The organism is Flavobacterium sp. ASW18X, assembly GCF_005144745.1.
Taxonomy (GTDB): Bacteria; Bacteroidota; Bacteroidia; order Flavobacteriales; family Flavobacteriaceae; genus Croceivirga.
Genome location: NZ_SWKK01000013.1, coordinates 13,007 through 39,344, shown reverse-complemented (window position 1 = coordinate 39,344; position 26,338 = coordinate 13,007). Strand labels below are relative to the sequence as shown.

The following is a 26,338-nucleotide window of genomic DNA, read 5'->3' as shown; positions in this document are numbered from 1 at the left end:
ATGGCCCGTTCGTCTAGGGGTTAGGACGCCAGGTTTTCATCCTGGTAACAGGGGTTCGATTCCCCTACGGGCTACAAAAACAAAAATTTAAAATGGCAAATCATAAGTCAGCATTAAAGAGAATTAGAAGAAACGAAGCCGTTCGTTTACGTAACAGATACCAACATAAAACTGTACGTAACGCTATTAAAAAGCTTCGTAATGAAGAAGACAAGAAAGAAGCAGAAGCTTTGTTGCCTACAGTTGTTGGTATGATTGATAAGTTAGCTAAGAAGAATATCATTCACACAAACAAGGCGTCTAACTTAAAGAGTAAGTTGATGAGAAAAGTAGCTGCACTTTAAGCAGTACTTTTTATTTGATATAAAGTCCTGATGGTAATCCATCAGGACTTTTTTTTTCTCCAAAATTTAATGCACATTAGAAAAATGTTGTAAAATCTTACAAATACGTTGTGTATTGCCATAATAAGAAATTAGATTTATCCTATTTCTAAATATTTTAGCGTTTTAATAGGTAATGCGTATAACAACAAATAAATATCTGGTAGCAGCCTTAATTTTGGCACTAATATTCCATGGGGCGGGAGTTTTCTTTACTATAGAGAAGACTTACGATGCATTGATACACTTATTCTTTGCAGATCACTATGCAAATAGTTGGTGGGATCCATGGGAGCCACGTTGGTATACCGGTTTTTCTGTAATGACTTATCCTCCTTTGGTGCATCAACTTATTGCGCTGTTTTCTTATATTGGAGGGTTAAAGTTTGGGTTATTTGTTTGCTGTTTTGTTGCTATAACACTTTTTACTACTGGCGCCTACCGATACGGTAAAATGATGACTGGTAACAGAGATATAGCAGGATTTACAGCTTTAATTGCTGTTTTTTCTTCTTCATTTATAGAAACATTGCATGTGTTTGGACAGTTGCCAAGTCTTTTTGGGGTATCTATGCTAATGCACGCTATGCCAGAAGTATATAAATACATAAAAACAGGTAAGGGTAAGTATTACTTGGTTTGCATGTCCATGATGGCATTTACAATTACATCGCACCACGTGACACCCCTGTTTGGCATGGTATTTTTTATAGCTCCTTTAATGGGTACGGTGGTGATGGATGTAGCTTCAGAACGGGCTGGTAGTTTTAAGGCTGTACGATTACGCCATTTTATGGAAGCGTTAAAACCATGTTTGCCACGTATTGTCATATTTGGTTTAAGTGTAGTATTCTGTTTAGTGATGTTGATTCTACCCTATTGGATAACTACGCATAATGAGCCAATTACTCAGGTTCCTATACCGCATGGTTCTAGGGATAGTTTTTTAGAGGTGACTTCTTCTGGATTGGCATTCTTTATTATTCCGTGGGGTTTCATGATGTTTATTTTTCCCTACTTCTATTATCGTTTCTTTTCTAAACGATTTATTTTCTTTGGGTTGTCTTTTGCTATGTTATCCTTATTAGGAACAGGGGGTACCACACCTTTACCTAGATTATTATTAGGAGATACAGCGTTTAATATTCTAACCTTAGACCGTTTTACACTTTGGGGCTCTATAATGGCTCTACCATTTTATGGTGAGTTTTTATATCGTTTTGCGCATACAGATTTAAAAGCTTTTATACAGAAAAAATTAGGTTCTGTAACCCACAGGGCAATGGGAGCTGTGGTTGGTTTTCTGATTATTTTCAACGCGGTTTCTATAGTTAATTTGGGATATTTTAAGCCATTACAGCCCCAAAAGATAAATATGCAGCCTATCATCAACTTCTTGCAAGCAGATGAACATTACAAGTGGCGGTATTTAACATTAGGTTTTGGAGACCAAATGGCTTGGCTTTCTGCCAATACAAATGCTTTACAAATAGATGGTAATTACCATTCTGCAAGACGTTTGCCGGAGTTGACAACCAGAGCAGTGGAACGCTTAGAAAATGCTAAGTTCTTAGGCGTAGAGGGTTTGGGCTCGCTACAGCAGTTTTTAACAGTGCCAGATAAGTATAATATTAAGTTCATATTTTCTAATGACAAGTTTTATGACCCAATTTTATATTTCTGCGGTTGGGAACGAATAAAGCCATTGGCTAATGGTATAGCCGTTTGGCAGCGTCTGGGAATAAAACCAATACCTGAGATAAAGCCGTATAAAGATTACCCTAGATATCAAAGACTTATGTGGGGTATTATACCTGTTTCTACGGTGTTGATTGCTTTATTTGTAAACATTAGGTTAATTGTTATTTCGGCATTTAAGCTTAAAAAAACGGAACCCGCAGCGTACGAAAAATTCCGTACCGTAACTTTTGGATTTAAGCCAAAATTAGCGGGTATTATGGCAGGGTGGTTTGTTTTTACCTTAGGGTGTATCTTCTACATTATTTATTTCTTCTTTATTCAAAGTCAAGAACAAATTTCTCCGGAAAATGTAATTTTAGCCTACCATGATGATTTGGATTTTAAGCGATTTAAAAAAGCACATAGCTATTATGACGAAGACTATGGTAAGACCTTTGACCAATTTATGCTGGAAACCTCTGTAAGTGATGGTCTTTTAAATTCTTACGGAAAACTTAATGGAATTGAGTTTGATATTTTTGACCGAACGGAAAATCATGCCAAGGCTAGGGTATATACAGAATTTATTACGCCGCTCACTTATGTTTTAGATACCACGGTGTATGAGCTAAATAAAAAGAAAGACAATAAATGGTACATAGTACCAGATGTTTTTGATGTTGATGTGCCCAATGAGCAACTGTATTCTGTAAGTGAGCCTAAGTATAAAAATCACGGAAGGCGTAGAGTGACAACCCAACAAACTTTTCATGAAGATATTGTTCCTCAGCCTGTTGTGGAGGTTTTAGAAGCCAAGCTTATAGAAAGTGATAATCAGTTTTACATTATTGGTAGACTACAAAATATAGACAATCTACCCGCAGATATTAATGTAAAGTCTACTATTTATACCAAAGATTACAAAGAAATGGGAGTATATAATGCTCAGAATTTTGTAAAACACAAGTTGCTACCAAAAGAACATTCGGCTTTTAAAATTCACTTTGAAGCCGTGGCATGGCAAAAGATAAAAGATAGCATGCCACAGGTGTTTGACCCAGATACGTTTACACCTATGGTATGGCAAGAATATCCTCAGATTTTTGATTTACAAATATCTGCCAATGGTTCTAGTCAAGATTTGTATAGAGAAGTTACGTTGAATGATGTACAAATAGAGGACGATAGGGTAACAGGCTATCTCTACAATTACGGAATTTCTGATGTTACCATTCCACAGCTCATAATTTCTTACTACAATGATGATAACGAGTTGGTTTGGGTAGATGAAGATATAGTGATGCAAACCATACGCCCACAGCGTAAAAGCCCCTTTGAATTTAAGTTGAAAAAATTTCCATGTTACTTTAATTATCACCAAGAAAAGGATTCTTGGTTTGTAAATGGATTGCCTAATGACGATATAAAGCAGAAATATTTGGAGCACCGTAAACCAGACTTGTTTTACACAGATTTGATTCCTGTAGACGGTGATATTTACTCCTACATCAAAATAGAAATCAACAATTATATAGGGTCTCCAGATTAAAAGAATGCTAAAAAAGCTGTTTACATATTTTAAAAAGCTACTGCTTTTCTTTTTGTTGCCCATCCAAAGAAAATTTGGAAAATGGTACCGAAAGGCGTGGTTGTTTTGGCCACTTAAATTTGTATGGGTTAACCTAAAGTACATTAAAAGAATATGGCTTTTTCCTTATAAGGATTATAAAAAGTTAAGGCCGTTTAGTAGAATTTTTGGTGTAGCAAGTCCAATAATAGTATTACTTTTTCTCTTACTAATAACCAAAACAATTACCAAAACAGACTTAGTTACTTACAGAGAAAAAGTATATGTAACCTATGATTGTGAGGTGCAATCAAATCATTCAGAAGTATTCATAGCTGGTCAAAAAATTAGTTTGGAGTACTTAGTGCCTTGTTATCCTAATGTTGATTTAATGGCTGTTGCGCACACCTCTTATGGACCAGTAGTCTTAACAGAAAAAATAATCAATGGTAAAGTGAATTTTACCTTGCCAGATAACGTAGCAGAAAAGATAGGGGTAATACAACTTACCTTAACTTATGGGGAAAAGGTGATTTATACAGATGCAATAAATGTCACTACAGCAACGGAGAAAATAGATTTTATAGAGTCTTATTTTGGGCCAAGAATTATTTTGGCAGGCGGTAGAGATTTTACGATGCTAACTGTGGTTCCGGTAGACGATTATGATAATCCTATGCCAGATAAAACAGAAATTACTGTAAACGAAAATTTTAAAGAAACACAAAGCGTTCACGAGTTGAAAACAAAAGATTATGTGGCGTACAAACGGTTTTATTCTTACACGGAAACGGGTAAAATTACAGTGTCCATGACCAGTGAAAATGGAGTGACCACTAAAGAGAAAACTACGGATGTATATCCTTTTTCTCCAGACGACTTTACAATTTATCAATCTAAAGAACACGGATATGCAGATGGTAATGAGGTGGTTACTTTAAAAACGGAACGCCTTCTAGATATTTATGGCAATGAATTGCAAAATGGAACTATTGTCCGTTTTTTAATTACTACAGACTCAGGAAAAAAGCTCTCCGCTTTTGCTAAAACCGTAAAAGGGGTTGCAACTACAAAGATTCAGCATCCTGTTCAGGCTGTTAATTGGTCGGTGCAGGCATTCGTTCCAGGTCTTGCAAAAAGCAATTTGCTAGAAATTTCTTTTAAAAATATAACACAAGATTTTCCTGTAGCTTTTGTAAATAAGGACCGTAAAATAATAGTAGGGCCTATTACAAGTTATATGGGGCAACTGGTCCCAAATGGTACAGAGGTAGTGCTAACCATAATAAGCAATGGTAAGGAAAAAGAAGTTGTACAATATACCGTTGGTGGTACTACGGAGTTTATCCTAAGGGATTTTTATTATCCGTCAGGAAAATATCAATTTAAACTGGCCTTATTAGGCTTAGAAAAACAGTTTACTAAGACATTAACAGATGAGTAGGTGGGTTTATAGAGTGATCCTAATTGCTATTTTTTTAGCAGCTAATTTCTTTATCGTACGGGGAATAGGGAGTGTATTGGCATTTGTGAAATCTGGGGCAGATAGGGAGCAGATGATGGCAAAAGTGCTAAGGGTCAATGATTACTATAAACCACTGTTTTCTTTTAGTAATGTAGAGAATCCGGGGCGTGAGTTTCTAGAAAAAAATATGGGAGAATTGCAACGGGATTACACCGATTCTTGGTATGTAAGGAATATCAGTTTTTCTGTAAATACAACTAAGGGGATAGCTGATTTTTATACGGATAGTTCCCGTGTAAATCTTTATGATTATATCGATTTAAACAAGAAAAATAATGTTACCGTACACAGTACAACGCTAAGTCATAATATAGATATCAATTTCTTTTCTGCAGATGGTAAATTGGTAGCATTTGACGATAAGGGGGTTAGAGAGGTGCAGCGTATTTTTAAGGGCGATAGTTTAGTAGGGCAACATAAGAGTATCTCTAACTACAAAATAGTAATGCTGTTAGAGGATGGCTTTTGGCGTATTCGCCATATGGTGCGTTCTAACGCTGAAGATACTATTAAAGTTAAGCCAGATAGTATTGTTGCAGATTTGGTTCAACGTAAAGAAAAAAACTTGGTGTATAATGGAGTTCCATTTTATATAAGGGGTATAAATTACTATCCAAAAGACAGTCCATGGGAAATGTTTGGTTCTAAATTTAACGATAGTATTATAGCTCAAGATTTTAAATTGATTCGAGAATTGGGATTCAACACGGCTCGGATATTTGTCAATTTTAATGATTTTGGGAGAGAGAATGTAAATCCTGTTTTGCTAGCGCAGTTAAAAAGAACCTTGGATATCGCAGAAGAAGAGGAAGTAAAGGTGATTGTTACACTTTTTGACTTCTTTGGGAATTACAATATCATTAATTGGTCTTTGACGGAGCAGCACATAAAACAAATTGTAGCACCATTAAAAAAACACAAAGCTATTTTGGCTTGGGATGTAAAAAATGAGGCAGATTTAGATATGCAAGTCCATTCTGAGGCAGAAGTAAAATCTTGGCTAGAATTTGCCATGGAACGTATTAAATATTATGACCCCAATCACTTATTAACCATAGGCTGGTTGCATCCACATCCCTTTTTAGCAAAGGATAGCCCTACAGATTTTTTAACGTTTCACTTTTACCAAGATTTAGACCGTTTTGCAGGAGAGTACAACAAATGGCAAAGCCATACGGATAAACCTGTAGTGGTAGGAGAATTTGGGCTGCATACTTGGAAAAAGGCATTTTTTGGTAACTCAGAAAACAAACAGAAGGCACATTACAAGTATATTTTGGATAAAGTGAGAGAGCAAGAGCAGCATTTTATTGCCTGGACGTTGTATGATTTTAAAGAATTACCTCCTGCTATTTTTGGTAAAAAACCATGGGTTACAATACCACAAAAACATATGGGAGTTCTTAATTACGAGGGTGAGCCAAAAAAAGTAATGCAGGTTATTTCTTCCAATTAAAAAAGATTAGGCAAAAGCCCATCTTCTAGATGTTAAAAAACCTATGGTAAAAATACCATAGACAGCACTGGTGACTAAGAATAAAATATCCCTTAAATAAAATGTCTGGTAAAGCTCAGGATAAAGATTGCTTGTTAGCATAAAAATGGGCAAGTAAAGATTAGATAATAGCATACCTATGCTAAAATAACTTAAGAGATTATAGCGGTAAGCTCTGTGTTGATGTCTCCGAAGCTGTAAAAAGTATAGTACTATGAGTAGCACCACTAAAAAAGCTCCAATGCTATTACTGACGTAGAAATTCTGGTAAAAAACGTTTTTTAAAAAGTAGGAAACTCCAAAAACCAACCAAACTATAATATAAGCAATTTTACACATCCATTTCTGTAGCTTAGCTTTAAAAACCTTATGGTAAACACTAATACAGTAAGAGAAAAAAATTAGTGAGTAAAGCGTGTAAATAGCGGTATTGTGGGTGTGGTATTTTATTTCTTTTACCAGACTAAATTCTGGAAATTTAATAATAAGAAACCCTAGTAATTCATTTAAGAAGGTATAAGCAATTAAGATAGGAAAATATGCCAAGTAGGTGTCAGAATAACGTTTGTAGGTTATAAGGCTTACTATTAATGTTATAAAATAAACAATAAGAATAGTCACAGTTGGTTTTTAGTCATTGCTCAATTGTGGCGGCAAAAATAGGGAAAACTCAACAAGTGTTAAAAGTATCTTGAAATGAGCAAGTTATCTAAAAGCACGTCTTGTGCTTAGCATAAACCCAACACTAAATAAAGAATACATAAGTATAATTAGTAAGCGTAAAACTGTTCTTAAATGTAATAAATACCATAAGTCTACATTTACAAAACCAATAATTAATATGATGGGAAAAAAGGTATGAAAAATAAATAACCCTAAACTAATCCAAGACATTAGGTTTAGTTTTTCTATAAGCCAAGGTCTATATTCTTTTGGGTCTAATTTGTACAAAACAATAACAATTAGTAGGCCATAAGAACCGATTGCATTGGCAGCATAAAGTAAATACGTCAGTGGATTGGTAAACATAGAATTTACCAAGAAAGCTAACACTACTAAAAAATAGAGGTATTTAATTATTTTTCTGTAGCTAACTTTATGTACAAGACGGTAATAGACAAAAAAGAAATAGCTGTAAAAAATAATTAGAAAAATATTGTAGATAATATCATTAGCGCTACTCAATGATAGGTTAGTGAATAATAGAAAGTTTTCATTGTATCTAATAAAATAACCTAATAGTTCATTAAGAAAAGTATAAGCAATAAGCATTGGAAAATATTTTAAAACAGTATCAAAATATTTTCTGTAGGTAATTAAACTTATGATAAGAGTCACCAAGTAAATTATAATACTATAGTGACCCTTAATAATTGTGGTTATTTCTTGTAGCATTTTTGGTGATTACTGAAAATCAGGTCTTGGCGGCGGTCCACCTTCACCAACATTTAAAATTAAACTTTGGTTTTGTGGTGGTGTAGGAGTAAAAGTTGGCAATAACGATGCTTTTTGTTGTGGGGTATCTTGCTCGGTTGCTAAATAATCACGGATAAGCATTGCTTTTCCTTCATCATTTATAAAAATGCCACCATAACCTTCTGCTGTTTTAGCTGCTGGCACAAAAAATACGGTGTTTCTTTTTTTCTTTTTCCAACTCTCTTTGTTTTTACCATAATTACCCAAGTAAATTCTTAAGCTATCTACTTGTGTGCCTGCTTTATTTCCTTCTTGTTCTACAAAGGCTATATACTCCTTTAGTACATTAATATCAAACGTTACAAAACGTGTGGGTACAAATTCTTTTTCTTCCGCAGCTTGTTCTGCTAATTCCATTTTTAAAATGGCATTGGCTCGGCGTTCAGTATAATTAGTAAAAAGTTGGTCTGCTTCTTCTATACTTATAATTTGTTTAGGGGCAGATACCATTTTGGTAGTGGGTTCTTGTTCGGTAATCTTTTCTTGTTCCGGAGTTTTTTCTTTTTTGGGAGTTTCTGCGCAGCTTGCTACAAATAGCATAGCTAAAAACAGGGTGCCCCATGTAGTAGTTAAACCGCCATTTAGGTGTTTGCGTGTTGTTTTCATAGGTTGTAAATGTGATTAGTATTAATGGGGAACGGTTGTAAATATAAATGAATTCTTCATAAAATGGCATTAAAAAACCCCTTTGAAATTATTCAAAGGGGTTCACAATCATATTCTTATACAAGTAACTACTCATTCATGGTGAGTAGAAACTCGTCGTTGTTCTTAGTTTGTTTAATACGCTGCTCCATAAACTCCATAGCTTCTACAGGGTTCATATCTGCAAGATATTTTCTTAAAATCCACATACGTTGAATGGTATTGTCATCTAACAATATATCGTCTCTTCTTGTAGAAGAAGAAATAAGGTCAATAGCAGGGAATATTCTTCTATTAGATATTCTTCTATCTAACTGTAATTCCATATTACCAGTACCTTTAAACTCTTCAAATATAACCTCGTCCATTTTAGAGCCAGTTTCTGTAAGAGCCGTTGCAATAATGGATAAAGAACCGCCATTTTCTATATTACGTGCTGCACCAAAGAAACGTTTAGGTTTATGTAGTGCATTAGCATCTACACCACCACTTAATACCTTGCCAGAAGCAGGTTGTACGGTGTTATAAGCTCTTGCTAAACGGGTAATGGAATCTAACAAGATAACTACGTCATGGCCGCACTCTACTAATCTCTTGGCTTTTTCTAGGACTATATTTGCAACGCGTACGTGTTCTGTTGCTTCTTTATCAAAAGTAGAAGCGACAACTTCACCCCGCACGTTACGTTGCATATCTGTAACTTCTTCTGGGCGTTCATCTATTAAAAGAATAATTTGGTATACCTCTGGATGATTTGCTGCAATTGCATTGGCAATATCTTTCAGTAACATAGTCTTACCCGTCTTTGGTTGGGATACTATCATACCACGTTGTCCTTTACCAATTGGTGAAAACAAATCCATTACACGAGTAGAGATGGTGCTCTGCTTGTCTGCAATATTGAATTTTTCCTTAGGAAAGAGCGGTGTAAGGTGTTCAAAAGAAACACGGTCACGAACCACTTGCGGGTCTAGCCCATTAATTTTATTTACTTTAATTAAAGGGAAATATTTTTCTCCTTCTTTAGGAGGTCTAATATTACCTAATACCGTATCGCCGGTTTTTAAACCGAATAAACGAATCTGACTTTGAGAAACATAAATATCGTCTGGTGAAGAAAGATAATTGTAATCAGAAGAGCGCAAAAAGCCATAACCGTCTTGCATAATATCTAGAACACCTTCGCTTTCAATAATGCTATCGAACTCAAATTCTGGTTCCTTATAACGGTTTTTTAAGTCCTTATCAAAATTGCTGTTGCGCTTATCTTGATGGTTTCTTTGGTTATTGTTATTCTGATTGTTGTTTCTTCTGTTGTTATTATTCTGAGGCTTATTATTGCCTTTGTGTTGTCTGGTATTCTCCTTAGCAGGAGCCTCTTGCTTTTCTGCGGTTTTAGCAGCAGGTTTTTCGGTTTTAGTATCCTTTTCCTTACTGTCTTCCTTAGTAGCAGGAGTTTCTTCTTTTTGCGCTATTTCTTTTTTTGGGGCTCTAGGCCTTCTAGCTCTTTTTGGCTTTTCCTCTGTTTCTATCACAGTACTTTCTTTTACTGCGGCAGGGTTAGCGGCCTGTAAATCTAGTATCTGATATACTAAATCTAATTTTTTTAGCGACTTGAACTTAGGAACATTCAATTCTTTAGCAATTTCCTGTAGTTCAGGAAGTTTCTTTGCCTTTAAGTCGGAAATCTCGAACATTAAATAATCAATAAATTAAACTTGAATATGATTGTTTGTGGTAAAACGTTTAGTTGCTTTTACGGTTGGGAAAGTATTCCCTGGGCAAGTGTTCTAACTAAATAACATTGCAAGTATACAAAATAAATTTTAAGAACTCCTGTTATTTGTCAAAAAGAGATGTAATTTTGTAAGCCTATAAAAACTAAGAATGATTCAACGCATACAAACACTTTATTTAGTAGTAGTGATTCTACTTTCTGCAGTGGTGCCGTTTTTTGTAAACCTTTGGGTAGAAACAGAAAATGGGGAAGTGTTTGCACAGCAAGATGTTCTTATTTCTAGTGTATTTTATGGCGTAGCTGTTTTAGCTGCCGTAGCTATATTGTTGTTCAAAAAACGACAAAATCAATTTGTTGTAAATCGTTTGAACTTAGTATTGAATCTTTTTTTACTAGGATTTTTCGTTTACCGATCGCTAAACTTATCCGGAGAAACGGCGGTTTCTGAGAAGGGTATTGGGATGCTGATTCCTGTATTTTCTATCGTTTTTCTGGTCTTGGCCAACAGGGCCATCAAAAAGGATGAAGATCTTGTAAAATCTGTGGATCGTTTACGTTAGACCTAACATCTTAGTAGTATTAGTGCGTGAGGCCCCTGTTTTAAACAAGGGCCTTTTTTTATTATTGAATGATGTTTTCTATAGTGTAGCCATTATTAAAGCTTATAGCGCTTAACGTTTGTATAAAAGTAGGTTCATCCGCATACCCTCCATCCGTATTGGGCATAAAATAATCTCTGTGCGTAGCAATCCATTGCCCGTCTATTTGTTCATAACTGTAATTAGTAAGGATTACGGGTTCTGTAATACCTGCAAAGGGTAAAGAGAATTTAAAGCGGTCTATTAAATGAGTTTCTGGATTAACGTATATAATGTAAATGTCATTCTTGATTTTTCCTGTCAATTTGGGGTCGTATGTTACTTTAAAAACATCATAATTAATGGAGTTATAAGGTTCCTTTCCTTGGTGAGAAATTATAGTTCCTGGATTATTTAACTTATAAGGCATAGTAAACCAAAAATAATTAGCACGTCTTATAAAGCCAGAAAATGCTATGATTTTTGGGTCCTTTAATACTGTTTTGTTCAAGGTAACCGTAGTGCTATCGCCATTAAACAAATGGACTACCGCTCCTTCTTGTTTAGGGATTATGTTTATCTGATGACGGTTATATTTACCGTAAGAAATTTCATTGTCAAAAATATAACGTTCTGTAGATACATCTGCTCTATTTTCTGAGGGAATTTCATAATTATAGGTAAACTGTACGTCTTTCTTAAGCCACAAATTATTCCAACCTCCATGGGCTTCAGCAACAGCTTGTAAAGCCAATTTAGGGTTTTCGGGATTGTATGGTGGTTTTTGTGTAGATACGGTCGTGGCCTTGACCGATTCTGATTTTTTAGGGTTGTTCTCTTGGCAAGAGAGGAATACAAAGGATAGTGCTAGTGAGATAGAAAATGCATAATTATGCTTCATGTGCGAATGTTTTTAGGTGAGAGTTTATTTTTAGTTTGATGTTACTTTATCAATGCTTAACAGCTATTTTTTTCCTAATTCTATAGCTTCTAAATTACTTATGTTGTCTTTGTCTATAGTAAAACGAAGCATGGTTCTTACTTGGTGAAATCCATGTTTGCCACACGCCCCGGGATTCATATGTAGTAATTCTAGTTTTTTATCGTACATCACTTTAAGAATATGAGAATGGCCGCAAATAAAAAGTTTTGGCGGATTTGCTTGTAATTCTTCCCTTACCCTGATGTTGTATTTGTTAGGATACCCCCCAATATGAGTAATCCACACATCTACACCCTCGCACATAAAACGATTATGTTCCGGAAACTCTTTTTGTATCACATGGTTGTCTATATTGCCATGAACACCGCGTATAGGTTTTAGCGCTGCAAGAGCATCGGTAACGGCTAAATCACCAATATCCCCAGCATGCCAAATTTCGTCTGCTTGTTTTGCGTATTTTAAAATAGTATCATCTATATGGCTATGGGTATCAGAAAGCAATAAAATTTTTGTCATGCGCTAAAAATATGCTAAAAATTCTAGGGGTTAGGACAGAGCCAAAGGATTAAAGTATCTTTAACGCTTAAATTGAATTTCTTGAGGTATTTTATCGAGTTTTCATATCATGGGGCAGCATATCACGGTTGGCAAAAACAACCAAATGCAGTAACCGTGCAGCAAGTGTTGGAAGAAGGATTGAGTTTGCTAACCCGTCAAAAAATTGAGGTTGTAGGTGCAGGAAGAACGGATGCGGGAGTGCATGCAAAACAAATGTATGCACATTTTGATGTAACAGAACCGTTACTTTTAGATAAGTTAATTTACCGATTGAATGCCTACTTGCCAACAGATATAGCAGTTAAAGATTTGTTTGAAGTTCCAATAGATAGCCATGCCAGATTCGATGCCACAGAACGTAGTTATGAATATTGGGTGGTGCAAGAGAAAAGTCCTTTTTACCAAGATAGTGCACACCAGGTAACATTGCCTTTGAATGTGGTAGCTATGAATATTGCAGCAAAACAGCTTATAGGAAAGAAAGATTTTGAGTGTTTTTCTAAATCCCATACGGATGTAAAAACATTTTTTTGCGATGTTCGCGATGCGGTTTGGGAACAAAGAGAAGATAAGCTAGTTTTTACCATAACCGCAGACCGATTTTTAAGAAATATGGTACGCGCGGTGGTAGGGACACTTTTAGAAATTGGGCTAGGCAAGCGCCCAGCAGATGATATACCACGGGTATTGGCTAGTAAAAATAGGGGAGTGGCAGGCGTATCTGTGCCCGCCAAAGGATTATATTTAACAAGGGTAGTGTATCCAGAATTAAAAATCCATGAGTAAAGAAAAAGAAGCAGGTAAAGCATTTGATGTTCGTTTGTTTAAACGGGTTTTTGCCTATACCCAACCTTATAGAGGTATATTTTGGGTGGTAGCTATAACAGCTATATTGTTATCAGCTTTTGCAATTTGTACCCCAGTATTGGTAAAACAAGTGGTTAATGATGCCTTGCCAAATACTGACCAAGCCTTGTTAGTGCAATTGGTTTTGCTAATGGTAGCTGTTTTGTTGGGGCAAGTTATTTGCCAATTAGCATTTAATTACTACGCTAATTTACTAGGAGAATCTGTAATTAAAGATTTAAGAATAAAGCTATTTCAAAAAATGATGGCTTTTAAAATGACCTATTTTGATACCTCTTCTATTGGTTTGTTGGTAACTAGAGCGGTTGCAGATATGCAACGAATAGGAGAAATATTTAGCCAAGGTTTTTTTGTTATAGTCGCAGATTTATTAAAGATGCTTACCGCAGCGGGAGTAATGATTTATATGAATTGGCGCCTGGCACTAATTGTCTTTGCAATAATGCCTGTTATTCTAGTGGCAACACGCCTATTTCAAAAAGCGATGAAAGTAGCTTTTATAGAAGTAAGAGCTCAAGTATCTAACCTCAATTCTTTTGTGCAAGAACGCTTGGCAGGAATGAAGATTGTGCAATTGTTTAATCGTGAAGCTATAGAAAAGGAAAAATTTAGAGCTATAAATGAAAAACATCAAAACGCTTGGCTAAAAACGGTATGGTATAACTCTATCTTTTTTCCTGTAGCAGAGATATCGTATTCCGTAGGTATTGGTCTGGTGGTATATTTTGGTGTGGTACAACGCGTAGAAAGTGCAACTTTAGGAGATACGGGTTCCATCTTTGCTTTCTTCTTTTTGATGGACTTGCTATTTAGGCCACTAAGGCAAATAGCAGATAAATTTAATACGCTACAAATGGGTATGGTTGCAGCCAACCGTGTTTTTAAAATATTAGATACCGATAGCCATATTGCAGATAATGGGATTGCGGAAGTAACGAAGGTTAAAGGTGCTATTTCTTTTGACAAGGTACATTTTGGTTACGTGCCCAATGAAGAAGTCTTACATGGTATTTCTTTTGATGTAAAAGCAGGAGAAACCGTTGCAATTGTAGGTGCTACGGGTGCTGGGAAGTCTACTATTATCAATTTGCTAAATCGTTTTTACGAAATTAATGCAGGTAAAATTTCAATAGATAATAGAGACATAAAAGATTTTACGTTGAGTTCTCTGCGGTCGCATATTGCTATCGTATTACAAGATGTCTTCCTTTTTGCGGATACCATTAAAAACAACATTGCATTAAGGGATGATAAAGTAACTCTGGATAAAATAGAAAAGGCTGCTAAGGATATAGGAGTACACCAATTTATTAATGAATTACCTGGCGGATATGAGTATAATGTTAAAGAACGTGGAACCATGTTATCTAGTGGGCAGCGCCAATTAATTGCATTTTTACGTGCCTATGTAAGTAATCCAAGCATATTAATTTTGGACGAGGCCACGTCTTCTGTAGATACCTATACGGAACAGTTGATACAAGAGGCTACCAATAAAATTACCGAAGGAAGAACATCTATCATTATTGCGCATCGCTTAGCTACTATTAAAAAGGCGGATAAAATAATTGTAATGGATGCTGGTAAAATTATAGAGATGGGTACCCACCAAGAACTATTAGACAAACAAGGGTATTATAGAGACCTTTATGAGGCCCAGTTCATGGCCAAAGAAGCTGTCTGAGACAAATTTTTAAAGGTGTCTGTAAACGCAAATAGATAAATTGCAATTGCTACGATAATTACCAGATAAAGTGCAAAACCTATGCCAAGGAAGAACATTATCTTTATGAGTAGTTGTTTCCGGTTGAGTTCAAAAACTTGTTTTAGAATATAGGAATAGTATCCTATATAGCCTACAATAACTGCATACGTTCCAATATAATACACAGCTTTGGAATTCCAAATAAACGCAATGTAAAGTAAGTTTACAATGATGCTAATTTGTGAGTAGCCATAGAGGTTTAACACAAAATGCTCGCTTAGATTTAATTCTTTTCTATTAATAAAAACTAATCTGGAAATTAGAGATATGATTGGAATCATGAGCATGTAAAAAATACTTTGGTATTCTGCTAAGATTTTCTGCCATTTTACCACAGAATCTGTTACAAAAATACCAGCAGGTCCTTCTTGTTGTTTTTCCAAAAGTTCAAATTGGTAGCTCATGGCATTTGGAAAAAACTTATTCTGTAAAAAGAAGAATAATCCTCCAAGGGTTACGGCTATCATAAAATAGCTGATTGGATTCATGTACTTTTTACGGGTACCTTTTATATAACCAAGAATAACATCTTTTGGGTCGGTAAAAAGGCTGGTAAATGTGCGTATAAAAGTGTTGTCTAGATTAAAGAAGCGTTCAGTAAAATCGTACCATAAATTCCTCATGGTAATTCGGTTTCGAATCACTTTTGCACCGCAGTTAGGGCAAAAACTATAATCTGTTCTTAGTTGGTCTAAACAATTTTTACACTTCATTAAACTAAGTCCTTTTTGATCATTTCAGATAACTCCTCTATACTTTTGTATAGTATAAATTCGCCATTTTTAATGTAAGAGATCATCCCTGTCTCCTCACTGACAACTAAGCAGATGGCATCTGTTTTTTCTGTAATGCCAATAGCAGCTCGGTGTCTTAATCCAAAACGCAAAGGAATGCTTCGTTCGTTGCTCACGGGTAAGATAACACGTGTAGCGGTAATATAATTTTCTTGTACAATAGCAGCGCCATCATGTAGTGGACTGTTTTTGTAAAAAATACTTTCTAATATAGGTTGGGTGACTTCAATATTCATCTTATCACCTGTACTTTTAATAAAGTCTAGGCTGTTGTTACGTTCTATGACTAAGAGGGCACCTGTTTTACTTATACCCATGTTTTTACAAGCGTCTAAAATAGCATCAACATTAACCTCTGTAGGTAGGGCTTCTTGCTTTAAAAATTTAAAATGCCGAACAAAACTACGTTTAGATGCAAAATTGGTAGAACCTATTAAAAGCAAAAACTTTCTTATCTCTTGCTGAAAAACGATGATAAGTGCTATTAATCCTATATTCATGAAGCCACCTACAATGCTACTAATCATCTGCATTTGCAACAGTTCTGTAAGTTTCCAAAGGGCCCATACTATAACAATACCAATAAAAATGTTTATGGCAACGGTCCCTTTTACAAGCTTGTAAACATAGTACAGTAAAACGGCCACAAGAATAATATCTATGAGGTCGGTAATCTTAAATTCTAGAAAATTTAGAAATTCCAATCGTGCCGTGTTTGTGTAAATTTAAAAAATCTTGCTTAGGAAACCACTATAGGTAGTTTTCTACTTCGGTATGCAATTTTACACATTCCATAGCTTCTTTTACATCGTGTACACGTAAAATTTTTGCTCCCTGTGCTAAGCAACGCATGTGCAAAGCAGTTGTGCCGTTCAAGGCTGCCTCTGGAGACGTATCTAAGGTTTTGTAAATCATAGACTTTCTGCTTATACCTGCCAAAATTGGTCGTTTTAATGCACTTAGTCTGTGCAGTTGAGCTAACAATTCAAAATTTTGTTCTCGTGTTTTTGCAAAACCAAAACCAGGGTCTAGAATTACATCTTTAATAGAAAGTGCTTGAGCTTTTTGTAACACTTCTGAAAAGTAAATGACCACCTCTTTAGTTAGTGCGTTGTAATGCGTTAAGGTTTTCATGGTTTGTGGTGTGCCGCGCATATGCATGGCTATGTATGGCACTTGATAGTCTGCTATTGTAGGCAGCATGTTATCGTCCAATTGACCGGCAGAAATATCATTTATTAACGCTGCCCCAGCATCCAATGCCGCTGCAGCAACTTTTGCTCTAAAGGTATCTATAGAAAGGATGATTTTAGGAAAATGGGTCATTAATTGCTCAACTACAGGTATTAATCGTTGTAATTCCAAAGTTTCACTTACGTCCTTGGCATCTGGTCTAGAGCTATAAGCCCCTACGTCTATAAAAGTGGCTCCATCTTGTAGCATTTTTTCAGTTTGTTCTAGAGCATTTTCCATAGCGTTATACCGTCCTCCATCAAAAAAAGAGTCGGGCGTAAGATTTAATATTCCCATCACTTTAGGGGTGGTTAAATCTATCAGGTTGCCTTTGCAGTTTATGGTCATAAATATTAATCGCTTTGCTGTGTTTCGTTATCTTTGACTTTTGTAGTGCTTGGATAGTAAAAACTGGGCTTAAATTACATAAAATAGCAGATACATGCAGAAGACTTCAGAGCAATATGATGCAGTGATACATAACTGTAGGGAGTTGTATATAAAGAAAACACAAGACTATGGTACGGCATGGCGTATACTCCGTTTACCATCTTTAACCGACCAAATTTTTATAAAAGCACAGCGTATCAGAAGTTTGCAAGAGCAAGAGATTCGTAAAGTAGATGAAGGGGAACAGTCAGAGTTTATAGGTATTATAAACTATGCCATTATGGCTTTAATTCAAATACAAAAAGGCATAGCAAGTCAACCAGATTTGAATCCAGAGGAGGCGCTAAAGTTGTATGATGAACAGGTAACTGTTTGCAAAACTTTAATGGAAAATAAAAATCATGATTATGGAGAGGCTTGGAGAGACATGCGGGTAAGTTCCTTAACAGATTTAATCTTGCAAAAATTACTAAGGGTAAAGCAAATAGAAGACAATCAAGGAAAAACTTTAGTGAGTGAAGGCATTGCTGCAAACTATCAAGACATGCTAAATTATGCAGTATTTGCAATGATACATTTAACGGCGGAATAATGAAGTTTTTAGTAGGATTTAGTAGAATTTTTGTCGGGGTGCTTTTTATCATTAGTGGATTGATAAAGCTAAATGACCCTGTAGGTTTCTCTTTTAAATTAGAAGAATATTTTAGTGTAGGCGTTTTAAACATGCCTTACTTTGAACCTTATGCACTGGCAATCTCTATTTTCGTAGTTATTGTAGAGGTGCTTTTAGGTGTAATGCTTTTAATTGGTTTTAAGCCTAAATTTACCATTTGGAGTTTGCTGGCCATGATTGTGTTCTTTACATTTTTAACCTTTTACTCTGCATACTTTAATAAAGTAACAGATTGTGGGTGCTTTGGAGATGCAATAAAATTAACTCCGTGGGAGTCTTTTACTAAGGATGTCGTTTTATTAGTACTCATTTTAGTGCTACTCAAGGGTATAAAGTACATTCAACCTATTCTACCAGAAAAAAAAGACTGGTGGGCGGTTGGTTTAGCCACCTTGTCTTGTATACTATTTTGTTACCATGTATTAAATCATTTACCCTCTAAAGACTTTAGACCTTATAAGATAGGGGCTAATATTATGGAAGGTATGAGTATTTCTGAAGGGGCACCAGAACCCTTGTATGAATACACGTGGACGTTTAATGAAAATGGCATCGAAAAAAGTTATGTTACCAATGGCGATTATCCTACTGTAGAGGGCGAGTTTGTTGGGGTAGAGACAGAAGAAATTCAGAAAGGTTATGAACCTCCAATACATGATTTTACTATAGAGCAAGAGGGTGTAGATTATGCAGCTTCATTGCTAGAAGAACCCAAATTGGTAATGGTAATCTCTTATGATTTGGCAAAAGCAGAATTAGAGGCTTTTACAGCAGTAAAAAAGATTACGGATAGAGCAGCTAAAAAAGGATATAAAGTGATAGGGATGTCTGCTTCTAATAGTGAACAAGCCGCGGCAATAGTTAAAGAGTATAATTTGAAATTTGATTTTTACTTTACCGATCAAACTACCTTAAAAACAATAGTGCGTTCCAATCCAGGAATTTTGGTCTTAGAAAAAGGGACCATTACAGAAAAAGTACATTATAACGACATAGAATCATTAAACTTAAAATAGAAATTATGAGAACCCAGATAGTGGCAGGTAACTGGAAAATGAATAAAAACTTAGCAGAGACAGAAACACTTTTGTCAGAATTAGCTGCTAAATTACCAGATACAAAAGCAGAAGTAATTGTAGCGCCAACCTTTGTTAACTTAGCTAGTGCAGTAAAAGCGTTAGATGCTAGTGATATACAGGTGGCAGCGCAAAACATGCATTTTGAGTCTAATGGAGCTTTTACCGGCGAGATTTCTGCAGATATGTTGCTAAATATTGGTGTAGATACAGTTATTCTGGGGCACTCAGAAAGGCGTTCTATTTTTGGTGAAGACGATGCACTATTGCTTAAAAAAGTAGAAACTGCCTTGGCTAAAAATATGAAAGTTATTTTTTGTTTTGGCGAAGAATTAGAAGACCGCAAAACAGAGAAACATTTTGAGGTAGTGGCAAGCCAATTAAAAAACGTGTTATTTGGCTTAGCGCCGGAGCAATGGAGTAAAATAATTTTAGCGTATGAGCCTGTTTGGGCCATTGGTACAGGCGAAACTGCTTCACCAGAGCAAGCACAAGAAATGCACGCTTTTATTCGTAAAACTATTGCAGATGCTGTAACGCCAACCGTAGCAGAAAATGTTACTATTCTTTATGGCGGTAGTGTAAAACCAGCCAATGCAAAAGACATCTTTTCTAAACCAGACGTAGATGGTGGTTTAATTGGTGGGGCATCTTTAAAGAGTGATGATTTTATAGCAATTGTGAACGCCATTTAAATTGGAATATTTAGAATTAGATTTTAAGATTTCGCCAGTGCAACCTGCCTCTGATATTCTGATAGCGGAGTTAGGAGAGTTAGGTTTTGAAAGTTTTGTGGAGAATGATGAAGGGTTGATAGCCTATGTGCAGAAAGACCTTTTCAATTTGCAAGCTATGGAAGAAATCTACCTGTTTACAACCAAAGAACATCAAATATCTTGGACTAGTAAGACTGTAGTGCAGCAAAACTGGAATGCAGAATGGGAAAAAAGTTTCAAACCCATCCTAGTTCAAGATAAATGCTTGGTGCGTGCACCATTTCATGAGCAACAAAATGTAACTTATGATATTGTAATAGAACCAAAAATGAGTTTTGGAACAGGACATCATGAAACTACATTTATGATGTTAAGCCATATTCTAGAGAATGATTTTAAAGGTAAATCAGTTTTAGATATGGGTTGTGGTACTGGCGTTCTAGCCATCCTTGCAGAAAAATGCGGTGCTACTACTTTAGAAGCAATAGATATAGATAATTGGTGTTACGTAAACAGCTTAGAAAATGTAGAACGTAACAATTGCCACCACATTGAAGTTAAAGAGGGAGACGCCTCACTTTTAGGTGAAACTAAGTTTGATGTTATCTTGGCGAATATTAACCGTAATATTCTTTTAAAAGATATTGAAACATACGTTTCTTGCTTAAAAAAGGACGGGGTATTATTTTTAAGTGGCTTCTATTTAGAGGATTTAGAAATGATATCCGCAAAATGTATCGAATTTGGTTTACAATTTGAAAAAAATCTTGAAAAGAATAATTGGGTAGCGGCAAAATATGTATTTTAGAAACAGATGCTAAATGTCATGGGAGCACAAGAACAATATTCAGAAGAACTATTAGTAGAAGAAGAAATAAGCAATCAGAACGAGATTGTCTTATTTAATGATGATGTAAACACCTTTGACCATGTAATTAATACGTTAATTTCTGTTTGTGAGCATACCCCTGAACAAGCAGAACAATGTTCTTTAATAGTACATTACAAAGGTAAATGCACAGTAAAAACTGGAGAGTATAACGATTTAAAACCCCGTTGTACCCGTTTATTGCAAGCAGGTTTAAGTGCAGAAATTGTATAACTAACATTTACTTTACAAACACATAAGCATCAATTTTTATTGGTGCTTTTATTTTGTTTAGCCCAAATAAAGATTTTATTTTAGGGCGGAGAACAACTAACTGGGAATGAGTGAATTTTTTAAGGCAGAACTTAAAGATAAGTTCCTAAGGTACGCCCTCTTTAGAGATGACTTTTTTGAAGTAGATTACCTCTACAATGAGTTTTTACACCCCAATTACAGCCTTTCCTTTGCCCAACAATTAATTCTAGAAATACAGACGTATGACCCTGATTTGATAGATACGATGAGCGGCAACGGGGCTAAAGTGTTTATGCTTTCAGCAAAAGCGGCGACTCAAGAATTTTTAGATCAAGGAGGCTTTACTCAATTATTTATCCAAGAAGAAGAAAAATGGGATAACTTTATTGACCATTTAGGAGTAGTACGCAATACAGACAAAAGGAAAACGATAGGCGTAACAACTACGAAGCCTAAGTATAAAAAAGAAAAACTATTGTTGTATGGGCTTTTTTCTGCAGTAGTAATTAGTTTTGTTTTTACCCTTTATAGCATTGCAACAAAACTGATGCAAAGAGAAAATTACATCTCCGTAACGGACTTTGCTAAAAGCGTAAACGAGTTAAAAATAGAGAACAGAAGATTAGAAGAGCAGGTGCTGCAATTGCAAGCGGTATTACAGCTAAAAGACTCAACCGCAGCAGGTTTGTAAGCTATAATATTATTGTTGTTAATATCCTTTAAATAATTTATGTAATATTTGGGATAGTAGATACGGCTATATTCCTTATATTCGGAAAATTATTTTTTTAACATTTAAAATCCCTCTTTTTAATATTGAATTGTTATATACAAATCAATAACTTATAGCTGCATAAGAAAAATTTATGTAAAGCTTTGGTTTACAAAGAGGTGCGAGCGTAATTTTATAGAAAAATGACTGCAGAATTATTGGAAAAGGCTACGGAGTTTGAGAACAGGACGTTGAGTCATATGTCTACGAGCGACCGTGTTGAGGCTTCTAGAGAAGCAAAACAATTAATATTAGATATAAACGAAATATACAAGGAGACCAAGGATTCTGAGTTAATGGATCTAATGAAACGGTTAACTGAGAAAAAAAAGAAAATTGAAAAGCGCTTAAAAGGGAATCCGCTAAGCTAAGAATTAAAAAAGCCCGTCAGTAAGACGGGTTTTTTATTACATTAATTCTATAATTAATTCCTAACTTTTATACTATTTTTAGTACAACTAAAACTGATACAATGACTAAACAATTAAAAAAAGGAACAGCCATTTTAGCAATGGTTCTCGTGTTTCTTTCTTGTGCTGATGGTAAGTTTGGCGGTTTGGCCCTCTATACGGTTAGGGACGATATGGGCAAGGCACCAATTGAAACCTTAAAAACTGTTTCAGAAACCGGATATGCTTACGTAGAAGCAGCAGGTTATGACAATGGTATGTATTATGGTATGCAACCAGCAGCATTTAAAGATTCGTTACAGCGATTAGGTCTTAAACCTTTGAGTTCTCACCAAAGTTCCATCACCCTAGATAATGCAGACCAGCAATTAGCAGATGCCAAAGCCGCAGGTTTTACATACGTAGTGGTTCCTATACCTCCTATGGGCATGTTTACTTTTGATCAAGAGACCATGAAAATGGGTATGAAGGGTACTAAAGAAGAGCTTTTAAAAATTTTAAACGAATTAGGTAAAAAAGCCGATGCCGCGGGTGTTCAATTACTTTATCATAATCATGATTTTGAATTTATGAAAGGTGAAGATGGTAGTATTTTAATAGATTATTTATTAGAAAATACCGACCCAAAATACGTGAATTTCCAGATGGATTTATACTGGGTAACCAAAGCAGGTGCGGACCCCTTGGCGTATTTTGATAAATACCCAGGTAGGTTTAAACTATGGCACGTGAAGGATATGGACGATGAAGGTAAATTTGCTCCTGTTGGGGAAGGCCATATCGATTTTAAACGAATTCTTGCCCAAAAAGACAAATCTGGAATGGAAGGTTATTTTGTAGAGCAAGATATGACCTGGGACAAAAAACCACTAGAGGTTATTAAGATTAGCCATGAAGGATTAAAAGAAATCGGTTTTAAATAAAACGGGTTTTATCAAATAACAAAAAGCCATACTGAGAAATCGGTATGGCTTTTTTGTTAGGCTTAAACTATAACCGCTCAATTTTTAATTGTTGCCTTATCTTTATACCACTACCAAAAGCTATGAAAAGATTTTATCTGGTATTATTTTTATTGCTATGTTGTTTTACGCAGGGGCAAGAAAGCGCTCCTATACAGGTAATTTCACCTTTAACTTATGATGGTGAGAACCAGAACTGGGCTATAGAAGAAGGGGATAATGGCTATATGTATTTAGCCAACAACCATAGTATACTTTCTTTTGATGGGGAGCGCTGGTCTAAATATGGTACTCCCAATGGTTCGGTAATTCGGAGTTTGGCTTTTGATGGCAAACGTTTATATGCGGGTTGTTATATGGAGTTTGGCTATTGGGAGCGTAATGAACAGGGTGCATTAATCTATACCTCTTTAACTAAACTTCTAGAGGATTCCTTACTAGAAGATGAAGAGTTTTGGAATATTCAAGTGGTAGATGATTTGGTATTGTTTCAATCCTTCTCAAGAATTTTACTTTTTAATCCGGACAAGGAATCTATAGAAGAAATACCTGCAGAGGTAAACCGTGCGGCAATATTTGAACTTGCAGATGGTTTGTATTATCAAGTTAAAAATAAAGGTTTGTATGTTTGGAACAAGTCGGGTTCTAAATTGCTGATTCCTGAAAATGTCATTGGTAAACAAGCAGTAGTGAGCTTTATTGAGAAAGATGGTAGTAAGCAAGCTATCTTGGATAATGGCGAACGTGTTGTTTTTGGCGCAGATGGTACTGCAAAGGGTTTAGAAAACCCTTTTTCGTTTTTAGGGCCTGTCTCTATCTATTGCAGTTACCGTTTAAAAGATGGTGGTATTTTATTGGGCACTATAGCCAATGGGTTGCTGCAGCTTAACAGTCAAGGCCACTTTGTAAAACAAATTAGCATCAAACAAGGTTTACAAGACAATACGGTATTATCCCTAACAGAAGACAGTAAGGGAAATATTTGGGTAGGGCACGATAAGGGGATAAGCATTATTAACAGGAATTCGTTTTTTAAAGAATATATAGATAAAGAAGGGGAAATTGGGGTAGTATACACCTCTATATGGTTTAACAACCAACTTTATTTAGGAACCAATCAGGGATTATATGTAGCCGAGAATGGGGTTAAGGGTGGTACAGATTTTAGGTTGATTCCAAATACCGAAGGTCAAGTATGGTCTTTGCAAGTATTACAGGATCAATTGTTTTGTGGGCACCATAAAGGAACATTTTTGATTACCAATTCTACAGCCCAACAAGTTGCATCCATTCCGGGTACTTGGCTCGTAAAGGCTATTCCAGAAAATGAAGATGTGCTCATACAAGGAAATTATACGGGATTGGCAATTTTAAGAAAAGTAAATGGCGAATGGTCTTTTGAGCGTAAGTTAGATGGTTTTGATATTTCTAGCCGTTTTTTGGCATTCGTAAATCCAAAAACACTTTGGGTAAATCACGAATATAAAGGCGTTTTTAAATTGCAATTAGATGCTGCGCTTACTAATGTCACCCAATTATACCACCAAGAACAAATGGGGTATGGTAGTAGTATTTTTAAGTTTGATAACCAGTTGCGTTATGCTACCAATAACGGGGTATTTACGATTACCAATGGACCAGAGCCTTTTGTATTGGACACTACGTTGACCCGTATATTTCAAGAAACCAAAAATACCAATCTAAGCATTGTTCTAGAAGACGACCAACAAGAGCGTATCTGGCGGTTGGGAGACCAATCTATCATGTACGTGGAACCTGGCAAAATTAACAACGAATACAAACTCCAAACAATACCTATTGCCACCACCTTACGTAAAAATTTGGGCGTTTCTGGATTTGAAAACATTAGGTCTACTAAGAAAAATGAGTATTTACTGGGTACTTCCAATGGATACGTGGTATTAGACCTAGCTGCGGTTAAGCCTGTAGAATATAAGATTAACTTTAAATCAGCATGGCGAGAATATTTTGATGCTAATGCAAACCCTTTAGCACTAGACTCCACTATAATTGTGCCTTATAAAGACAATAAGCTTCGGTTTGCGTATACGGTTCCTAATTATGATAAATACACAGAAGTATTTTATCAATATAAATTAGAAAATTTCCATACAGATTGGAGTAAATGGACAAACGAGTCACAGGTTTCTTTTGAAAATTTACCGTTTGGCACCTACACATTGCAAGTACGCGCTAAGGTTGGGGATACGTTGACAGAAAATACCTTGCAAATTCCGTTTGTTATCCAAAGGCCGTGGTATTGGTCCTATGCAGCGATGGTCTTTTACTTTTTTACGCTTTTAATCTTAGGAACATTTATACATAGAACCTACAGGGCCTATTATAAAAAGCAACAAGAAAAACTACTGAAGCAGAATGCGCTAGAAGAAAAGCGCAAAAAAAACAAAGCAAAACGAAAATTAGTACAACTGACGAATGAGAAGCTTAAGCAAGAAATTGACGCCAAAAACAGAGAATTGGCAGTAGCTACCATGAGCATGATCAAGAAGAACGAATTCTTGAATGTGCTAAAAAATCGTTTGGCAAACGCTGAAAATCCCACTCAAGTAAAATCGGTAATTCGTTTAATAGATAAGAACATCAACAATGAAGACGATTGGAAACTGTTCGAAGAAGCTTTTAATAATGCCGATAAAAAATTCTTGAAGAAGATTAAAGAAAAGCATCCCGAACTCACTGCTAACGATTTGCGCCTTTGTGCCTACCTCCGTCTTAACTTAACCTCCAAAGAGATAGCACCGTTGCTAAATATTTCCATAAAAAGTGTAGAGGTAAAACGGTATCGTTTGCGTAAAAAGATGAATTTAGAGCATGATGCCAACCTTACCGAATACATCCTAAATATCTAAAACCCCTACAAACTCAAAATTCACCACTACATTACCCATACATGGGTGTTTTTAGTGTATTTAATACGCTTATTTAGG

General features: G+C 35.6%; 25 protein-coding genes and 1 tRNA gene. 17 read left to right on the top strand and 9 right to left on the bottom strand.

The features are described 5' to 3' along the window. Positions 1-2 precede the first annotated feature (2 nt). The 5 genes from FBT53_RS10360 (at position 3) to FBT53_RS10340 (ending at position 6,611) form a co-directional block, all read left to right on the top strand. Positions 3-74 (top strand) — tRNA-Glu (locus FBT53_RS10360). Between the two features lie 18 nt (positions 75-92). Then, positions 93-344, top strand: a complete 252-nt coding sequence (gene rpsT, locus FBT53_RS10355; protein WP_136951115.1) for a 30S ribosomal protein S20 — start codon at positions 93-95, stop codon at positions 342-344. A gap of 175 nt (positions 345-519) precedes the next feature. Beyond that, the gene (locus FBT53_RS10350; protein WP_136951114.1) at positions 520-3,612 is read left to right on the top strand and encodes a hypothetical protein; all 3,093 of its coding nucleotides are present in this window, start codon (positions 520-522) and stop codon (positions 3,610-3,612) included. Positions 3,613-3,616: 4 nt separating this feature from the next. Beyond that, on the top strand, positions 3,617-5,074 hold the full coding sequence (locus FBT53_RS10345; protein ID WP_136951113.1) for a hypothetical protein: 1,458 nt from the start codon (positions 3,617-3,619) through the stop codon (positions 5,072-5,074). Further along, the gene (locus FBT53_RS10340) at positions 5,067-6,611 is read left to right on the top strand and encodes a cellulase family glycosylhydrolase (protein ID WP_136951112.1); all 1,545 of its coding nucleotides are present in this window, start codon (positions 5,067-5,069) and stop codon (positions 6,609-6,611) included. Before FBT53_RS10345 ends, FBT53_RS10340 begins: the two co-directional genes overlap by 8 nt. 6 nt (positions 6,612-6,617) lie before the next feature. Here FBT53_RS10340 and FBT53_RS10335 read toward each other — a convergent pair whose 3' ends face one another. From FBT53_RS10335 to rho, 4 genes are all read right to left on the bottom strand, one after another. Beyond that, the gene (locus tag FBT53_RS10335; protein WP_136951111.1) at positions 6,618-7,271 is read right to left on the bottom strand and encodes a hypothetical protein; all 654 of its coding nucleotides are present in this window, start codon (positions 7,269-7,271) and stop codon (positions 6,618-6,620) included. Between the two features lie 84 nt (positions 7,272-7,355). Further along, complete coding sequence (locus FBT53_RS10330) at positions 7,356-8,045, bottom strand: hypothetical protein (protein ID WP_136951110.1); 690 nt, start codon at positions 8,043-8,045, stop codon at positions 7,356-7,358. A 9-nt stretch (positions 8,046-8,054) separates the two neighbouring features. Beyond that, positions 8,055-8,732 carry a hypothetical protein gene (locus FBT53_RS10325; protein ID WP_136951109.1) on the bottom strand — a complete coding sequence of 226 codons (678 nt, stop codon included), beginning with the start codon at positions 8,730-8,732 and terminating at the stop codon, positions 8,055-8,057. A 128-nt stretch (positions 8,733-8,860) separates the two neighbouring features. Further along, the gene (gene rho, locus FBT53_RS10320) at positions 8,861-10,468 is read right to left on the bottom strand and encodes a transcription termination factor Rho (protein ID WP_136951108.1); all 1,608 of its coding nucleotides are present in this window, start codon (positions 10,466-10,468) and stop codon (positions 8,861-8,863) included. A 190-nt stretch (positions 10,469-10,658) separates the two neighbouring features. Here rho and FBT53_RS10315 point away from each other — a divergent pair, with 190 nt between their 5' ends. Beyond that, entirely contained in the window at positions 10,659-11,069 is a 411-nt protein-coding gene (locus tag FBT53_RS10315) for a DUF4293 domain-containing protein (protein WP_136951107.1), read from the top strand. 61 nt (positions 11,070-11,130) lie between these two features. On the opposite strand, the gene FBT53_RS10310 is transcribed toward FBT53_RS10315, so the two are convergent. Next, positions 11,131-11,988, bottom strand: a complete 858-nt coding sequence (locus tag FBT53_RS10310; RefSeq protein ID WP_136951106.1) for a DUF6503 family protein — start codon at positions 11,986-11,988, stop codon at positions 11,131-11,133. A 63-nt stretch (positions 11,989-12,051) separates the two neighbouring features. Further along, complete coding sequence (locus FBT53_RS10305; protein ID WP_136951105.1) at positions 12,052-12,546, bottom strand: metallophosphoesterase; 495 nt, start codon at positions 12,544-12,546, stop codon at positions 12,052-12,054. 81 nt (positions 12,547-12,627) lie between these two features. Between FBT53_RS10305 and truA the strand changes: the two genes are divergently transcribed. Both truA and FBT53_RS10295 read left to right on the top strand, forming a co-directional pair. Further along, positions 12,628-13,374, top strand: a complete 747-nt coding sequence (truA, locus tag FBT53_RS10300; RefSeq protein ID WP_136951104.1) for a tRNA pseudouridine(38-40) synthase TruA — start codon at positions 12,628-12,630, stop codon at positions 13,372-13,374. Beyond that, positions 13,367-15,139: an ABC transporter ATP-binding protein gene (locus FBT53_RS10295; protein ID WP_136951103.1), complete on the top strand. Its 1,773-nt coding sequence runs from the start codon at positions 13,367-13,369 to the stop codon at positions 15,137-15,139. The genes truA and FBT53_RS10295 overlap by 8 nt, the downstream gene beginning before the upstream one ends. Here FBT53_RS10295 and FBT53_RS10290 read toward each other — a convergent pair. From FBT53_RS10290 to folP, 3 genes are read right to left on the bottom strand one after another with little or no spacing between them, the layout of a single operon-like run. Further along, a complete protein-coding gene (locus FBT53_RS10290) occupies positions 15,103-15,933 on the bottom strand; it encodes a DUF3667 domain-containing protein (protein WP_136951102.1) in 831 nt (276 codons plus the stop codon). The genes FBT53_RS10295 and FBT53_RS10290 overlap by 37 nt on opposite strands. After that, positions 15,933-16,718 carry a diadenylate cyclase CdaA gene (gene cdaA / locus FBT53_RS10285; protein ID WP_136951101.1) on the bottom strand — a complete coding sequence of 262 codons (786 nt, stop codon included), beginning with the start codon at positions 16,716-16,718 and terminating at the stop codon, positions 15,933-15,935. The genes FBT53_RS10290 and cdaA overlap by 1 nt, the downstream gene beginning before the upstream one ends. Positions 16,719-16,764: 46 nt before the next feature. Then, positions 16,765-17,595 carry a dihydropteroate synthase gene (gene folP, locus FBT53_RS10280; RefSeq protein WP_136951100.1) on the bottom strand — a complete coding sequence of 277 codons (831 nt, stop codon included), beginning with the start codon at positions 17,593-17,595 and terminating at the stop codon, positions 16,765-16,767. Between the two features lie 94 nt (positions 17,596-17,689). Here folP and FBT53_RS10275 point away from each other — a divergent pair, with 94 nt between their 5' ends. The 9 genes from FBT53_RS10275 (at position 17,690) to FBT53_RS10235 (ending at position 26,260) form a co-directional block, all read left to right on the top strand. After that, entirely contained in the window at positions 17,690-18,229 is a 540-nt protein-coding gene (locus tag FBT53_RS10275; RefSeq protein WP_136951099.1) for a DUF1599 domain-containing protein, read from the top strand. Further along, positions 18,229-19,326 carry a BT_3928 family protein gene (locus tag FBT53_RS10270; RefSeq protein WP_136951098.1) on the top strand — a complete coding sequence of 366 codons (1,098 nt, stop codon included), beginning with the start codon at positions 18,229-18,231 and terminating at the stop codon, positions 19,324-19,326. Before FBT53_RS10275 ends, FBT53_RS10270 begins: the two co-directional genes overlap by 1 nt. Before the next feature lie 5 nt (positions 19,327-19,331). Continuing rightward, the gene (gene tpiA / locus FBT53_RS10265; RefSeq protein WP_136951097.1) at positions 19,332-20,081 is read left to right on the top strand and encodes a triose-phosphate isomerase; all 750 of its coding nucleotides are present in this window, start codon (positions 19,332-19,334) and stop codon (positions 20,079-20,081) included. Position 20,082: 1 nt separating this feature from the next. Continuing rightward, complete coding sequence (gene prmA, locus FBT53_RS10260) at positions 20,083-20,910, top strand: 50S ribosomal protein L11 methyltransferase (RefSeq protein ID WP_136951096.1); 828 nt, start codon at positions 20,083-20,085, stop codon at positions 20,908-20,910. 18 nt (positions 20,911-20,928) lie between these two features. Further along, positions 20,929-21,204, top strand: coding sequence for an ATP-dependent Clp protease adaptor ClpS (locus FBT53_RS10255; RefSeq protein WP_136951095.1), 276 nt, complete (start codon positions 20,929-20,931; stop codon positions 21,202-21,204). A gap of 106 nt (positions 21,205-21,310) precedes the next feature. After that, a complete protein-coding gene (locus FBT53_RS10250; protein WP_136951094.1) occupies positions 21,311-21,916 on the top strand; it encodes a hypothetical protein in 606 nt (201 codons plus the stop codon). Positions 21,917-22,140: 224 nt separating this feature from the next. Beyond that, on the top strand, positions 22,141-22,368 hold the full coding sequence (locus FBT53_RS10245) for a hypothetical protein (RefSeq protein ID WP_136951093.1): 228 nt from the start codon (positions 22,141-22,143) through the stop codon (positions 22,366-22,368). Positions 22,369-22,469: 101 nt separating this feature from the next. Continuing rightward, entirely contained in the window at positions 22,470-23,330 is an 861-nt protein-coding gene (locus FBT53_RS10240) for a sugar phosphate isomerase/epimerase (protein WP_136951092.1), read from the top strand. A 122-nt stretch (positions 23,331-23,452) separates the two neighbouring features. Next, positions 23,453-26,260, top strand: coding sequence for a triple tyrosine motif-containing protein (locus FBT53_RS10235; RefSeq protein WP_169630353.1), 2,808 nt, complete (start codon positions 23,453-23,455; stop codon positions 26,258-26,260). Positions 26,261-26,338: the final 78 nt, after the last annotated feature.

Excerpts from the sequence above, each read along its gene's own strand:
- folP (WP_136951100.1), bottom strand. The coding sequence starts at position 17,595 with ATGACCATAAACTGCAAAGGCAACCTGATAGATTTAACCACCCCTAAA.
- FBT53_RS10325 (WP_136951109.1), bottom strand. The coding sequence starts at position 8,732 with ATGAAAACAACACGCAAACACCTAAATGGCGGTTTAACTACTACATGG.
- FBT53_RS10290 (WP_136951102.1), bottom strand. The coding sequence starts at position 15,933 with ATGAAGTGTAAAAATTGTTTAGACCAACTAAGAACAGATTATAGTTTT.
- FBT53_RS10350 (WP_136951114.1), top strand. The coding sequence starts at position 520 with ATGCGTATAACAACAAATAAATATCTGGTAGCAGCCTTAATTTTGGCA.
- FBT53_RS10340 (WP_136951112.1), top strand. The coding sequence starts at position 5,067 with ATGAGTAGGTGGGTTTATAGAGTGATCCTAATTGCTATTTTTTTAGCA.
- FBT53_RS10345 (WP_136951113.1), top strand. The coding sequence starts at position 3,617 with ATGCTAAAAAAGCTGTTTACATATTTTAAAAAGCTACTGCTTTTCTTT.
- FBT53_RS10255 (WP_136951095.1), top strand. The coding sequence starts at position 20,929 with ATGGGAGCACAAGAACAATATTCAGAAGAACTATTAGTAGAAGAAGAA.
- FBT53_RS10305 (WP_136951105.1), bottom strand. The coding sequence starts at position 12,546 with ATGACAAAAATTTTATTGCTTTCTGATACCCATAGCCATATAGATGAT.
- FBT53_RS10310 (WP_136951106.1), bottom strand. The coding sequence starts at position 11,988 with ATGAAGCATAATTATGCATTTTCTATCTCACTAGCACTATCCTTTGTA.
- FBT53_RS10295 (WP_136951103.1), top strand. The coding sequence starts at position 13,367 with ATGAGTAAAGAAAAAGAAGCAGGTAAAGCATTTGATGTTCGTTTGTTT.
- FBT53_RS10330 (WP_136951110.1), bottom strand. The coding sequence starts at position 8,045 with ATGCTACAAGAAATAACCACAATTATTAAGGGTCACTATAGTATTATA.
- tpiA (WP_136951097.1), top strand. The coding sequence starts at position 19,332 with ATGAGAACCCAGATAGTGGCAGGTAACTGGAAAATGAATAAAAACTTA.
- FBT53_RS10240 (WP_136951092.1), top strand. The coding sequence starts at position 22,470 with ATGACTAAACAATTAAAAAAAGGAACAGCCATTTTAGCAATGGTTCTC.
- FBT53_RS10275 (WP_136951099.1), top strand. The coding sequence starts at position 17,690 with ATGCAGAAGACTTCAGAGCAATATGATGCAGTGATACATAACTGTAGG.
- FBT53_RS10315 (WP_136951107.1), top strand. The coding sequence starts at position 10,659 with ATGATTCAACGCATACAAACACTTTATTTAGTAGTAGTGATTCTACTT.
- FBT53_RS10235 (WP_169630353.1), top strand. The coding sequence starts at position 23,453 with ATGAAAAGATTTTATCTGGTATTATTTTTATTGCTATGTTGTTTTACG.
- rpsT (WP_136951115.1), top strand. The coding sequence starts at position 93 with ATGGCAAATCATAAGTCAGCATTAAAGAGAATTAGAAGAAACGAAGCC.
- FBT53_RS10250 (WP_136951094.1), top strand. The coding sequence starts at position 21,311 with ATGAGTGAATTTTTTAAGGCAGAACTTAAAGATAAGTTCCTAAGGTAC.
- FBT53_RS10245 (WP_136951093.1), top strand. The coding sequence starts at position 22,141 with ATGACTGCAGAATTATTGGAAAAGGCTACGGAGTTTGAGAACAGGACG.
- FBT53_RS10270 (WP_136951098.1), top strand. The coding sequence starts at position 18,229 with ATGAAGTTTTTAGTAGGATTTAGTAGAATTTTTGTCGGGGTGCTTTTT.
- rho (WP_136951108.1), bottom strand. The coding sequence starts at position 10,468 with ATGTTCGAGATTTCCGACTTAAAGGCAAAGAAACTTCCTGAACTACAG.